The sequence below is a fragment of the Glutamicibacter sp. MNS18 genome (genome assembly GCF_026107515.2).
Classification (GTDB): domain Bacteria; phylum Actinomycetota; class Actinomycetes; order Actinomycetales; family Micrococcaceae; genus Glutamicibacter.
The window spans coordinates 1-13063 of sequence record NZ_JAPCHW010000022.1 but is presented as its reverse complement, the minus strand read 5'-3'; the positions used below and the strand labels follow the sequence as shown (position 1 = coordinate 13063).

Below are 13063 nucleotides of genomic sequence, written 5' to 3'. Positions count from 1 at the left end.
GATGGAACACTATTTCTCTTAGCTCCGTCCCTGCGGGAAGGATGAATCAATGAGCGATCCTGTACTGCCATTGTCCCTAATGAATCGTGATCGGTTCCTCAACCTCTTTTATGACCCTAAACGATTCGATATTCACGCAAAGACAGTGATGCACCTTCATGTACTCCGAGTGGACGGCGGTGATTTCGCAATTAAGCCGCTCTTTAAGGAGCTAGTGAACAACAGCATTAGTTATGTTCTATCGCGTCAGAACTTGGCCAAGATGCTCGATGACCCGAGTCGTATGGGCGAATTTTTCCGGAAGACTCAGACGCAGTTCAAGACCCCTGACGCCAACGCAGGCGAGGGCGGCGAGCTCCTTCTCTATTCTTTCCTAGAAGGGCACCTTGGCGCCTCCAAGATACTCTCCAAGATGGAGCTCAAAACATCCTCTGAGCATTACGTACATGGCACGGACGGCGTTCACCTGTTCGAAATCACTGAGGATAATTACCAGCTGATCTTCGGTGAATCGAAGATGTACGGAGATGTGACGGGCAAGATCGGTTCCAGCGCTAGACGCGGGGTGAAAGCGGCCTTCGATTCTATGGGCAAGGTCCAGGAAGATGACTTTGACTTCGACACCTGGCTTGTCGAGTCAGAGCTGCTTAAGGAGAGCATCGATAAGGACAAAGTCGAGATGCTTGCGTCAATCCTCTTGCCACCAGCTTCAGGTGCAAGGACGATCACCAAATCAAACGCCTTCGGAGTATTCATTGGATACGAGCTCGATGTGACGGGCTACCCATTTGCGGATCACAGCGCTGTAGAAATCGAGGAACATTTACGCAACCTGGCATATTCAACCATCACTGCTGAGGTCGACACGATCAAGGCCGAGATCGAGAAGCGCGGTCTCGGCGGATACCAGTTCCACATCTACGCAGTGCCGTTCCTAAAGAAGAACGTTAACGGTTCAGTCCGTGGAATTGAAAACATTCGTATTGATCTCGCATCTGAATTGAGCGGCAAGAATCTGCGACCGGCAAAGGAGAAAAAGAAGAAATGACGACTCGGACTGCCGCTGATGCACTTAGTGAGATGATCGTCGAACGTCAGGACTTCCAGGATGCGTATTGCAACTTGGAACGAGCGGTGGCTGAGACATTCCTGTCTGGCGATACGGACTCCCTAATCGATAACGTCGAAGCGAAGCATCTTCTACGGTACGCAGATGTTCTGTCGCACTCCAGCGATCCACGTCATCGTGAGCTTGCGTACACGACGATAGCTCTGCTCCGTGAGTATGACGCTGAAGTAGGACTCGAGCCTGAGCTCAGCGGTAGAGTGCTTGCTGTTGCAGAAGCAGTTCTGGTGCAACTCGGCAACTTTCCCGGTATCCGAACACTACATCAGGGAGTTGGCAGTCGTTATGCGCTCCCTTTGTCTCGTGGGACACTGCGAATCGCAAAGGAGATTCTTCAACGGACCAATCGAGGTGACGCGGTTCTAACAGACGCCCAGTATTCCATTACAGAGAAGATGCGTGGCGAAGACTACTTCAGCTTCTCAGGGCCGACTTCACTCGGAAAGTCGTTCATTATCAAGGATGCTTTATACGACATCGTTCGACGTGATGAGCTCAATAATCACTGCGTTGTCGTCTTGGTACCCACCAAAGCTTTGATTACCCAGACTGCAACTGATCTCCGAAATCTGTTAGCCGGTGTGCCAGAGGTAAACGTCGCGACATATCCATCACTACCAAAATTATTGCGGCAGAAGTATCGACGCACTATCTTCGTCCTGACACCGGAACGATTGCTCCGGTATCTAGCAAATCCAGTACGTGAAATTGACTATCTCGTGGTAGACGAGGCGCAAAAAGTCATAGCGAAGAATGATGCACGAAGCTCGCTCTACTATCATGCGATTGTGGAGGTTACCCGCCGATTCGCGACGAGACTTGTGTTCGCTTCGCCGAGCATTGAGAACCCGGAATTGTTCCTCGAACTATTTGGCAAGGCTACAAATGGAGCATTGACCGTTCGAGAACGCACGGTTGCCCAACATCGATACTTTGTGGACCTTGTCGATCACAAGCAGTACTACTTTTCCGGTCTGGACCAGAAGCCGCAAGAACTGGAAGCGCAGCCAAGCCAGACGGACGTTGTCGATCTAGTCCTGTCGCGAAGTGGCGCACGCAAAGCGATCATCTATATCAACGGCTCTATGAAATCTGCTGAATTTGCACTGAGACTCGCTGAACGTCGAGACACTGTGGCAGATGCAAACGTCGGAGATCTCATCAAGCATGTTCGCGAGTATGTACACAAGGATTATTTCTTGAGTAGCACCCTGAGTCGTGGTGTCGCTTTCCACCACGGCAAGATGCCCCAGGAAGTTCGCGAACGCGTTGAGCAAGCGTTCGCCGACCCCGAATCGCCAATCCAGTTTGTGGTCTGCACCTCAACGCTCCTTGAAGGTGTCAACCTCCCTGCCAAGAACATCTTTGTCCTCAGCGACAAGCACGGAAACAGGTCCTTTAACAAGATCGATTTTGAGAATTTAGCCGGCAGAGCAGGGCGTCTCACTTTTGATTTTTCAGGAAACATGGTCTGTATTCGCGAGGAAGCTAACCGATGGAGCGACACGACACAGGCGTTGATACCGCGCACCGAACCTGCCCGTGCAGAGAGCTTCTTAGTCAACCCAGCAAATAACAAGAAAAAGGAATACACCGATATCGCCAGGATTCTCCGAGGAGAGAACCTTCCTGGGACACCTTCGGCGGACCAGCAACGCAGCGTTGAACAGTACGCTTCCATCCTGACACTGCACCAAATCGACAACCAGCAGACTCCGCTCCGCAGCTACTTTCTTGACAAGGTAAAGGATGGACGCGACTTACTGAAGAAAGCCGCATCTTCTGTAGAGGTACCGACGGATGTGCTCCGACGATCTCCCAATATCCGGCCTAAGTACCAAGATCGCGTATGGGGGGAGCTTAGAGCTGAATCGGCTGGGCCGCTCGTCGCGGATGATGCCGACCTTACTGATATCGATACGTATCTAAAAGCGTTACGGCGGCTGAGCAACCTCTACGATTGGCGTACGACCGAAGTCTCCGGTCAAGATCCGCTAATGCCTAAGAATGCTGACTCGGAGGCATGGGATCGCCGACTCTACTATTGGGCCTTGCTCATGCGCAGTTGGGTTCGTGGAGATTCAATCAGCCGCGTGATTTCAGGCTCTATCGCCTACCACGCTGAGCGCGGATGGATCCGCTATAGGGACTATTCACAGAGGGATAGTCTTGTCGAAGAACGCTTTAACCGAAACTCAGCGAAGCACATCAATCTGATCATCGAGTGGACGCTTCGCGACATTGAAGGTGGGTTACGATTCCGGATTATCGGATACCTACAGAACTTTTCCGACATCAGCGTCCTGGCGCTGGGTCGGGATCAATCAGGCATCAACGTGGCAACACTCGTGGAGTATGGAACGACCGATCAGCGAGCTATTCAGCTTCAAGAGATTGGATTTGGACGTACTGTGGCGACTGAGCTGCTCGCCGAGCACCTTGCGGCGGTGCAATTTTCAGAGTTCGATGAACTCGAAGGATTCGACCACCAAGCTGTACTTGAGAGCACCAGCCTTTCAGATGAAGCACGTGCCGAGATTGAAAACATCATGGTCAAAGATGTTCAGGGAAATAACGCAAAATAGGCAAGGCATGAAATGCGACAAGGTGTCTCGGAGCTGATGAACCATGGTTGTCGCGGTCGGTGACGAGAATGGGCCACGCCGAGCATTCATTCGCGACTTCAAAATGCATCTATGGCTGCTCAAACAGAAATTTGCGCGCCGTATCATAACTACAGCCGACTCGCTTGGCGATGTCGCGGATGATGAGCCCTTGCTTCCGCAACCGAAGGATCTCTCGTTCTTTTTCGGGCGTGAGTCCGCGCGGTCTGGTTTGGACGCCGTGTTCTGCCAGAAGTCGGAGCAGAGTTGACTTGGCGATCTTGTGTTCCTTGGCGAGGTCGGTTGACTGCTCGCCGGCTTGATAACGCCGTGCGATGACTGCCAAATCCTCGGATGAAAAGCGATCGGCGATGCGGTAGCGCTGAGAGTGGCGATCGCCCGTGCTTGCTCTTGGCCGAGTTTCCCCTGATTTCAGGCGTTGGAGTGCGCGGGCTGCGGTAGAGAGCCGATCCATTTTGCGGTGCGCCTGCCTGGAATATCCTGCCAGTACCTCGACCATATTGAGAATTGTTCTCAATAAAGTATCGAAAATTACAGAGGTCACTGAAGCAATTCGGTGACCTTTTTCGTAGCTGCGGTACGGTTTTAGTGGCTATGAAACAAGCCGTTTCTATCATGCCCACCCCTGTGGCTAGGGTTCGAGTCCTGCCAGGTGTTTTGCCGCGGTACGGTTTTTTGGCGCAAGCATGCTTTGCGCTCCACCCCTGTTGAAGTGCGGCGAAATGTACCGCAGGATGTTCGTTGCTGTAAGCATCGCAACGGCAATAGTTGAAACTTCCCCATACCGTCTGCGCAGAGCACTAGGATGATCGTGGCAGTAATTAGCCAACCTGTTAAAATATAAAGAATAACTTTAACTAGAGTCGTAGATATTTCGACTGGCAGAGGATATACATTTCGTGAACAGTGCTGATGACTACACGCCACCATCGTCGGCGGAAATTGCAAGTAAGCAAAACTCCCCGGAAGCACTGCGGCTTCTGTTGGCGCAGCGTAAGATGCACTCAAAAGCGAAATTTTGGTCAACCATACGTACTGTTGGTGTCGCTGCGATTGCAATTATCGCCCCGATTTTGGCGATCCTCAAACCTGAGTACGCCGTTGTAGCAGCGGCAGTTGCGGGAGCCTGGGTATTTCTCGGTAGAACATTTTTAGCAAACTTGCAGCTCAGCAAGACTCATAAAGCAGCGGCCATCCAGGAAGATTTTGATGTTCTCGTTTTTGGCATGCCAGGGCTTGCGCCTAAATCTCCACGTGCATCACTCGAAGATATTGAGGTCTTGGTCGGACCAGCTGAAGCCATTAATAAGCAAGTAGTTCAGCAGAAACTTGAAAATTGGTATCCGGTAGACCCTGCGACATCTGGCCTCGACGCCGTAGCAATTGCCCAGCGTGCTAACGCTTCCTACTCCAGTCGCCTCTTGAATCTGAACCGTAGGATGTGGATGACTTGCGTAGTTGTATGGGTCATCGCATCTGTTTCGGTCGGCATGGCGTTTTCGTGGACGCTCGAAACATTCATCCTGGGATTGTTCCTGCCGATCCTACCGGCACTTTTGGACGTATTCGAGCAGTGGCGACTCACTACGGCAGCTAGCCGTGAGCGATCCGAACTTGCGCTTTCTATAGAGGAGAAACTTGCCGGTGTCGAAGAGCACCACGTCCAACCTCAAGACCTACTCATCTGGCAGGAGCGCATGTACTCGCTACGCATCAGTACACCTCAAACAGCAAACTTTCTGTACAAGATTACGAGAGAATCCAACGAACGCGCCATGAAGGGTGCGGCGGACCACCTGGCAAATAATAGCAATTCAGCGGATGGAGGAAGGTCATGAGCCGTACAGTAACTCAGGCGTTCGCCAAATTTCTCGAAGACATCACAGCAACCGAGTACCAAGCCAACACCCTCATCCCCGCTCGCAAAACAGGAGCGATCAAGATCCTCCAAAAGGCATTCCCGAGCGACTCGGCCACTCCTTTTTCATTTGCAAGCCTGATGGGATCCGCAGCAAAGAATACGATCATTCGGCCATTTGATGACGTCGATGTCCTTGCCGTCTTTTCAGCTGGCAACGGCGGATGGGATAAATACCAGCCTGACTCTCGTAAATTTCTGTACCGAGTCAGGGAATCCTACAACGGTTATTCCGCGCAACAAGTTGGCGCTAGAGGTCAAGCTGTTCGTGTATTTTTTGAGCACGGCGGTCATGTAGACGTCGCGCCAGTGTTCCGCTTTAAGGATTCACGGTACTTACTGCCTGCAGGAGACGGAACGTGGCTCTTCACTCAACCAACAGTTGCCAATTCCTGGTTTTCGACGAAGGATCGAGAGCTGAATGGTCGACTTGCGCCACTCGTAAGACTCCTGAAGATGTGGAATGGGGCCCATTCGAAAAGATTTAGATCCTTCCACCTCGAGACGATGACGGCGAGCACTTTTAAGTCTCTCGGCACACTTCAACAGGAAAGCCTGGAGAAATTCTTTCAATGGGCCCCTAAGCGCATTGATGTGAAGGACCCGGGCGGAGAATCAGGCAGCCTATCAACGTATATGTCTACAACTTTGCGCTCAGAGGCAATTCAATCGCTAACCAGGGCCGCAGCGACCGCGCAAGAAGCGCGAACGGCAGAGATCCAAGGTGACCACTATGAAGCTAAGAAGCTTTGGCGCAGAATCTTGGGCGACGACTTTCCGATTAACTAAACTGGGGGACATTCATGGCAAAAAACGTAAACGAAGCATTCGACATCTTTATCAGCCGGCTGATTCCCAGCGACAACGAACGCTCAAAGGCCGCATCGCATCGGCAAGAAATATACAACAAGCTGGATAGCAAGTTCGGACTATACCGAATGTTTGAGAGTGGTTCGTTCAAACACGGCACTGGCATCACTGGCAAGAGCGATGTCGACTATTTTGTTTCGCTCAAGTCATCGAAGCCTGTCTATGGATCGTCATCACTGACAGCAATTCGCGACGCACTAAAAGAGCGGTTCCCTTATACGTACATCCATACTTCAAAGCCGGCTGTCGTCCTAGAGTTCGGACAGGGATACGAGCGTGTCGAGATTATCCCTGGCTACGCGGACCTTAGCACCGATAACGGCATGAGATTCGATATTCCGGGCGTTACGACCGAATGGATGGAGTCGACGCCCGAAGCACACCTAAAATACGTGAATGCATGCAACACCAAGGCCGGCATCAAGGGTGGCGCCAAACAGCTAGCGCGCCTTGCCAAAGCATGGAAGTACTACAGGAACGTCCCGATCTCTTCGTTCTATCTGGAGATGCGAGCTGCACAATATATGGCGACGCAGACGTCCGTAATCCTTCCTTTGGATTTCACGTTCTTCCTGAATAGCCTTCAGCGAAATCAACTATCGGACATGAATGACCCAACCGGTAGCACTGGTCGGATTAAAGCATGCTCAAGTGAATCAAACTATGTCGATGCACGCTCAAAGCTCGATACAGCAGCTAGACGGGCAAATACCGCAGTTGATCTCAACAAGGTAGGCAAAACGCATGAGGCATTTACCTATTGGGGCTTAGTTTTTGACGGGCACTTCCCGAGCTACTATTAGTCCGTCTTTCCTGATGTTCTGCAGGGCTACCACTGGACTTTTCTTTCTGCTCTCAATTCAGAGCAGAAAGAAAAGGAGTTAATGCCACGAGTAACCCAACGCGAACAATATGAACGCCACCTGTTTCTACGGAGGCTATGGACTGATTTCTACGGCGGTCAGTCAGTCTTTGGTGAATTCAGGCTTGGAGATCAGCTGAAGATACATAACTTCTACCGACCCGACGAGCAGCTTGGCTTTACGGAGTTCAAGGCGCACCTAAAGCAGACCAACCGGGAGCAGCCACAGCTGGGCCATGTTGCGGGTAAGCTGTTTCATCGCATGCAATATGAGTTCTTTGCGATGGAGGAGCGGCGACGGTTGGAGCGGCTACACCCTGCAGCGCCGAGGAAGAGCCGACGAATACAGCGCGGGGACGTCGTCGTCAGAGGCATTGCCCGACCTAAACCTGAAATAGACAAGCTTATTCAGGCAATGCGGTGCATGATCGTCGAGGAGATGCGTAGCGCGAAGGAAGCCCAGGATATCGAACATGACTCATTTGAAGGTTCTAAGCAGTAAGTCGAATTTACACGCCACCGCTTCGAAATAGAATTATGCGACTATTCTTCGGGTGGAGTCCAAAGCTTTACGTTACCGGCAAAATCTGGATGAAGCATCCCATGAACCCTGCTGGCCCGGTCTACTGCAATAGCGACACTAAACCGAGCTCTCGTAGCCGCTACATAGAATCCACATGCCGAACTGGCTGCGAGCAAGTCCTTCGTTTTCAGCCACTTGCCGATTGGGCCTGTCGCAACAATCAGGACACGTTCTCGCGTCAACCCCTTCGAAGATCCAAACGTCATCAATTCCGCACTCGGAAGCTCGCGCTGGCTCTTCCTTGACCACAGGATCGTGGGGTTCCACGTGGCGACGTAGTTAGGGATGTCGGCCGTGTCCACCAAGAAAACACCATCGTGTCCAGTCTCATCCTCCTGTACAGACGTCGTCGCAGGGAGGTTTAACTCTGGGTCGTGGATGAGATCAGAGAATGATGCTATCGCTTGATTGAACCTGCTCGTCTCGTCTGAGTAGGTGATACTACAAATCTCCTGGTTCTCTTTCTCTCGAAACCATTCCACGAGGTGCACTCCGCGGTACTCCCGATTCAGCCGGTCTGATCGCGATGTCTGCAAGACTGACTGGCGTACGTCGCCTGTGGCGAAGAGCCCAATCGATGAATTCATTAACGTTTCGAGCACGACCAGGTCATTCCCGCCAAGATCCTGAAACTCGTCGATGTAGATCTGGTCGAAAATTCCCTCAAGCCGGCGTATAGGCAGGTCACTCGTAGCCACCAGAACCTTCTTCGCCAGCAGGGCCAATCTGGTGTTGTATGGCTGGTGACTGTCATTGAAGTAATATTGCCAATCGCTCCTGCCGCGCGGAATATCGGAATCTGTATCGACATAGCAAAGACCTGTCGCGTAAATGCCCGGGAATACGGCGGGCAAATACGGGCGCACAATATGCCTCACAAGGAACGTGAACCACCCCATCGTCTCGTGTTCCCCTGAAGTCTTGACGCCAACCCTGGAGCTGATTTCTTGCTGACCGTTGACGGTGAACGTCAGCGCAATCGATCTGGTCTCCAAACCCTGAGCCGTGATGCGTCGAGCAATCTCCGCCGTCTTGCCGCTGCCCGCGACTGCAAGCTGGACCTCAGTTGACATTGGCGAACGCGACCGCATCGATAATGTACGTTGGCCAGTTCAACTGCTGACCCGAGTTGGAAATTACCCATGCAGATTCGGTCTTGTTCTTGAGCATGTAATCGAGCACATCAGCATCGGCCGCCAGTCCTAGAACGTCGCGGAGCGTCGTTTCATCATTTGCAGAAAAAAGCTGTGGCTCCAGCGTGCGACCCCCTGCGATGTCTCCGATAAACATCTCACGTTGCCCCGACTGAATGAGATCGCCAGCTTGGGTGCGCCAGTGCGATGGATCTTCGCCATCGTTGTCGCGAAGCACCGCGATCTTTTTTCCGAGGGCTTTCGCAAGCTCAAGCGCTCGCTTGCCGCGCGTGCCTAGAGCAATTACGTCAATACCACATGCTCGTGGGTCTTTTCCCGTGAGCCTCTGGAAAGCGAGGTTGAAGATCATTTCGTCAGAGGGGCCTTCAACAACTACAGCCTTTCCCGCAATAGCCAGCCGGAGAGTGTCGTACCCGGATTGCCTTTGGAAGTATTTAATCGTGTCCGCAGAGATCGCACCTACAGCGAGGGGGGTTATTTGAGCATTGTGCATGAGGTGTAGCGCATCAAAGCCGAGTCGATTCAGAACAAAAGAGCTGTGCGTCGTAATGAAGAGTTGACGACCTCCAGAGAGTGACTTGATGCTATCCAGCACCTTCATCAGCTCTGTATGAGAAAGATGGTTTTCCGGCTCTTCGACCAGAACGAACTGCGTGCGTTCAGCGCTCCGGCTCATAGAAAGCGCGATTTTGGTCGCAACTTGCCGTCCGTGCCCAAGAAGAGAGAACGGTGTGTCGTCAATGTGCGGCGTGACCGATACGTCCCAGTTCGCGTTGGCGCTTTGATCCATCTGAAGACCGACGCCGAACGATTCGCCTTCGGCCTCGATGCGATTGTTCACCTCGCCGAGAATGCCTGACGTGATGTCTGCCCGCGCCTTCCTATGCTCAAGCGCAATCAGTGCACTCTCTTGAGGGGTTACGAAATCCCGTAGAAGTTGCCTCAGCTTGTAGTCCACTCCAGAAGAATTTGAAACCGTATTCATATTGACGGTAGCGAACCCAAGTCCTCGTGGCTGTCGCGTAATTTTCTCGCCCGAGAAGTCTCGCCAATCAGTCATGAACAAGTCCGTGGGAATTAGTTCGGGCAGATTTTCATGGCGCAGATACTCGGCAAGCTCCTCCAAACGATCAGGATCCGGAACAATGCGCATCCGCAAGCCAGGACAATCTTCGCCGTTGGAGTTGTGGATTCCCCGCAGGCGTTCAGATCCTGGCGTATTGACGCTGAGGTAAACCTCTAGATCAATCAGCGGTAGGTCCGGGTTTTGTCCACTGCGGTGCTCTTCAACGTAGTGCTTAACGATTGCTTGATTAAACCAATACGGATTGAGGTCGTCGACAGCCCATCTGCCACGCGCTCGTCCACCAATAACGAGAGCAATAATCTCGAGGATTGTTGACTTCCCAGCTTCGTTATCGCCAACAATTATGTTGACATGCTCATTAGGCTCAAAGTCGAGCTGCTGAAAGCATCGATAGTTGGTTGCTTTTACCCGGGTGATCATGCCCTGATTATGACAGAATGATTGATTCAATCAACAAATACTACGTGCCCCATACCCTCCTAGATCTCGGATTTGGTTAGCAGGAATTTCCGCGCTGTGTCGTAACTACAGCGAACTTGTTTGGCGATGTCGCGGATGATGAACCCTTGTTTTCGGAGACGGAGAATCTCGCGTTCCTTTTCGGGCGTGAGGCCCCGCTGCCTGGTTCGAATCCCCTGTTCGGCCAGAAGGCGGAGCAACGTGGACTTTGCGATGTTGTGCTCCTTGGCGAGGTCGGTTGACTGCTCACCCGCCTCATAACGCCGTGCGATGGCTGCCAAACCCTCGGATGAAAAGCGATCGGCGATGCGGTAGCGCTGGGAGTGGCGCTCGCCTTGAACTGCTCTTGGCCGAGTTTCCCCTGATTTCAGCCGCTGAAGTGCGCGAGTTGCGGCAGAGAGCCGATCCATTTTGCGGTGCGCCTGCTTCGAATACCCTGCCAGCACCTCGACCAAGGCAAGTCCACTGGAACATTGGGTTCTTTTGGATTAGCGAAAATATGCATATCAGAAATGGCGTCGAGCAATCGTCGCCATCTCTGTTTTACCTGGAGCGTTATCGCAGCACTCAGCCGGCAGATCCGTGGCCATTCCCGGGTGGAACCGTATGGAACGAGCCGCCAGACAGCGGTGATCTTCCTGCCTGGATTACGTGGCTGGTAGCGACCATGCAGCCGCTACCGGGGCGCTCCAGGCAATGCGCCATCGTGCGAACACTCTGCATGATGATTGTCCTCATGTCGCCGATGAGTTGCACCAAGCTGGAGGGAATGCTTGATTCCTGCATCGACCAAGCGTTGTCTGTCACGTTAAATGTCGACGCCGCCACCACGCGCCATGCAGTTGAACTCGGCTCCTGGAGAATCCCCGGGCATCTTTTGACTTCGGTCGTTGTTATCGTCAGGCTGACGATATCCCCAATCTAGGGAAATTAGGCAGCCAGGATTACAAAACGAACGAGCCGGTGCAGGTTTGAACGCCGACGAGACTGGACTTGGGTATAGTGCACCGCGTCCGCCCGCTAATGGCAGCTCGGATGAATTGTGTGATTCGCAGTGGTCGCATCAGTTGTACTATTCCGAACCGTCAGCAGCCCCGAGCACCGATGTACTTAGACACAGTTGCTAAATCGGTGAAACCGAATGTGATGTGAATGATGTTTCCGGCAGCTCGTTTATACGGTCTTCCGCTGACGCGATATCCGTCGGTTCGCGGAATACCCGGAACCGACACGCACGGCCGATACCCTGCACCGGCTTCTGAACCGTCTGACGACCACCAGTGTTCTCGGCCCGAGAAGCTAACTGTGCCTGCCAAAATTCCACCCGCAGTGGCATGGCCTTGTTGGTTCGCATCGTGTGCGGTGCTTCCGAGGAGTCGGCGGCCATCGGACACTGCAGTTCAGGCGGTGGGGGCACCGAAATCATGGGAGACGAAGGACTCCACAACCATCAAGGCGTGTCCAGGTGTCTGCAGGATACGCACATCACCGCCTGGCCGGCCGGCAACGACTGATACTGATACGCCTGTCTGAGTCATTTGCCGACCTACGAAGAACAAGGCCACTTACATCTTCAATGATCCGGCATGTGAATGAGTAGGTGCGCTCTAGGGAAGGCCACGTACAAGCTCATTAGTTTGCGCGAGGGACAAACCGTCTTTTGTGCCATAGATTCGCACCATTGGAGCCAGCGTCAACGACCGCTGGCATTGGCTACATGCTGCGGGCCACTCCACCAGTGATCTTGTACGGGGAACGCAATGGCTATGAAAGCCGAGCCGGCTCCGTAAGGGTCATTGCATTCCAACTTGGAGGGAGGGGCAACTGCACACGTGCTCTCGAGTACTAGAGGAGTCACGAACGATTGGAACATTTGGCTGCAGAAAACACCGCGTGAGCACGGTCACGGCCAGAAGGGGCGTATCGATTTGCGCGGACCGGTAAACCCCTGTATAGTTTTTATCTGTTGCCGAACGGAACACGGGATCAAAACCGGACGAAACAACGGCAACGAAACCCCAACAAAAACCATCGTGGACACGGTTATCCGTGAAAACAATATGGAATAAATGGGGAGAAGAATTGAAATTCAAATCACAAAACAATGATTTGACTTTCGGGAATTCTTCAAGATAAACTGGATGAGACGCCGGACGAAACCAGCCCTGGAAGATCGGGGATGGCGGAACCGGAAAGTGTTTGTTGTTTGAGAACTCAATAGTGTGCCAAGTTTGTTGATACCGAATGTTTTATATTTGGTAAATACATAACATTTTGCTTGGGATGATGCACCCCCGTGTGTTGTTCCGAGTGTTTGATTATTATTTGCCGGGACTTCATTGGTTTCGCCCTTATTTTCCGAGGGGTTGCCGATGGCTTT

The 13063-nt window shown here is 52.3% G+C and carries 12 protein-coding genes; 7 read left to right on the top strand and 5 right to left on the bottom strand.

Annotated features, from left to right (window positions below; all coding sequences use genetic code 11):
* The first annotated feature begins 49 nt into the window (after positions 1-49).
* Positions 50-1048 carry a HamA C-terminal domain-containing protein gene (locus OK351_RS17435; RefSeq protein WP_265161602.1) on the top strand — a complete coding sequence of 333 codons (999 nt, stop codon included), beginning with the start codon at positions 50-52 and terminating at the stop codon, positions 1046-1048.
* Entirely contained in the window at positions 1045-3711 is a 2667-nt protein-coding gene (locus OK351_RS17430) for a DEAD/DEAH box helicase (RefSeq protein WP_265161600.1), read from the top strand. Before OK351_RS17435 ends, OK351_RS17430 begins: the two co-directional genes overlap by 4 nt.
* A gap of 109 nt (positions 3712-3820) precedes the next feature.
* Here the strand turns inward: OK351_RS17430 and OK351_RS17425 are convergent, their stop codons facing one another.
* Complete coding sequence (locus OK351_RS17425; RefSeq protein WP_265161598.1) at positions 3821-4294, bottom strand: helix-turn-helix domain-containing protein; 474 nt, start codon at positions 4292-4294, stop codon at positions 3821-3823.
* A 355-nt stretch (positions 4295-4649) separates the two neighbouring features.
* Here OK351_RS17425 and OK351_RS17420 point away from each other — a divergent pair, with 355 nt between their 5' ends.
* The 4 genes from OK351_RS17420 (at position 4650) to OK351_RS17405 (ending at position 7902) form a co-directional block, all read left to right on the top strand.
* The gene (locus OK351_RS17420) at positions 4650-5588 is read left to right on the top strand and encodes an S-4TM family putative pore-forming effector (RefSeq protein WP_265161596.1); all 939 of its coding nucleotides are present in this window, start codon (positions 4650-4652) and stop codon (positions 5586-5588) included.
* Complete coding sequence (locus OK351_RS17415; protein WP_265161594.1) at positions 5585-6457, top strand: SMODS domain-containing nucleotidyltransferase; 873 nt, start codon at positions 5585-5587, stop codon at positions 6455-6457. The genes OK351_RS17420 and OK351_RS17415 overlap by 4 nt, the downstream gene beginning before the upstream one ends.
* A 14-nt stretch (positions 6458-6471) precedes the next feature.
* Positions 6472-7341 carry a nucleotidyltransferase domain-containing protein gene (locus OK351_RS17410; protein ID WP_265161592.1) on the top strand — a complete coding sequence of 290 codons (870 nt, stop codon included), beginning with the start codon at positions 6472-6474 and terminating at the stop codon, positions 7339-7341.
* A gap of 81 nt (positions 7342-7422) precedes the next feature.
* The gene (locus OK351_RS17405) at positions 7423-7902 is read left to right on the top strand and encodes a hypothetical protein (RefSeq protein WP_265161591.1); all 480 of its coding nucleotides are present in this window, start codon (positions 7423-7425) and stop codon (positions 7900-7902) included.
* A 41-nt stretch (positions 7903-7943) separates the two neighbouring features.
* Here OK351_RS17405 and OK351_RS17400 read toward each other — a convergent pair whose 3' ends face one another.
* From OK351_RS17400 to OK351_RS17390, 3 genes are read right to left on the bottom strand one after another with little or no spacing between them, the layout of a single operon-like run.
* Positions 7944-9056, bottom strand: a complete 1113-nt coding sequence (locus OK351_RS17400; protein WP_265161589.1) for a DEAD/DEAH box helicase family protein — start codon at positions 9054-9056, stop codon at positions 7944-7946.
* Positions 9046-10674, bottom strand: a complete 1629-nt coding sequence (locus OK351_RS17395; protein WP_265161587.1) for an ATP-dependent nuclease — start codon at positions 10672-10674, stop codon at positions 9046-9048. Before OK351_RS17395 ends, OK351_RS17400 begins: the two co-directional genes overlap by 11 nt.
* Before the next feature lie 29 nt (positions 10675-10703).
* Entirely contained in the window at positions 10704-11129 is a 426-nt protein-coding gene (locus OK351_RS17390) for a helix-turn-helix domain-containing protein (protein WP_265161650.1), read from the bottom strand.
* A 53-nt stretch (positions 11130-11182) separates the two neighbouring features.
* Between OK351_RS17390 and OK351_RS17385 the strand changes: the two genes are divergently transcribed.
* Positions 11183-11608: a hypothetical protein gene (locus OK351_RS17385; protein ID WP_265161585.1), complete on the top strand. Its 426-nt coding sequence runs from the start codon at positions 11183-11185 to the stop codon at positions 11606-11608.
* Between the two features lie 1164 nt (positions 11609-12772).
* On the opposite strand, the gene OK351_RS17380 is transcribed toward OK351_RS17385, so the two are convergent.
* A partial coding sequence (locus OK351_RS17380; protein ID WP_265161583.1) for a hypothetical protein occupies positions 12773-13063 on the bottom strand: 291 nt, incomplete at its 5' end.

What these genes read in the sequence shown, in the direction of transcription:
- OK351_RS17405 (WP_265161591.1), top strand. Translation starts at nt 7,423, where the DNA reads ATGCCACGAGTAACCCAACGCGAACAATATGAACGCCACCTGTTTCTA.
- OK351_RS17410 (WP_265161592.1), top strand. Translation starts at nt 6,472, where the DNA reads ATGGCAAAAAACGTAAACGAAGCATTCGACATCTTTATCAGCCGGCTG.
- OK351_RS17435 (WP_265161602.1), top strand. Translation starts at nt 50, where the DNA reads ATGAGCGATCCTGTACTGCCATTGTCCCTAATGAATCGTGATCGGTTC.
- OK351_RS17385 (WP_265161585.1), top strand. Translation starts at nt 11,183, where the DNA reads ATGCATATCAGAAATGGCGTCGAGCAATCGTCGCCATCTCTGTTTTAC.
- OK351_RS17400 (WP_265161589.1), bottom strand. Translation starts at nt 9,056, where the DNA reads ATGTCAACTGAGGTCCAGCTTGCAGTCGCGGGCAGCGGCAAGACGGCG.
- OK351_RS17430 (WP_265161600.1), top strand. Translation starts at nt 1,045, where the DNA reads ATGACGACTCGGACTGCCGCTGATGCACTTAGTGAGATGATCGTCGAA.
- OK351_RS17415 (WP_265161594.1), top strand. Translation starts at nt 5,585, where the DNA reads ATGAGCCGTACAGTAACTCAGGCGTTCGCCAAATTTCTCGAAGACATC.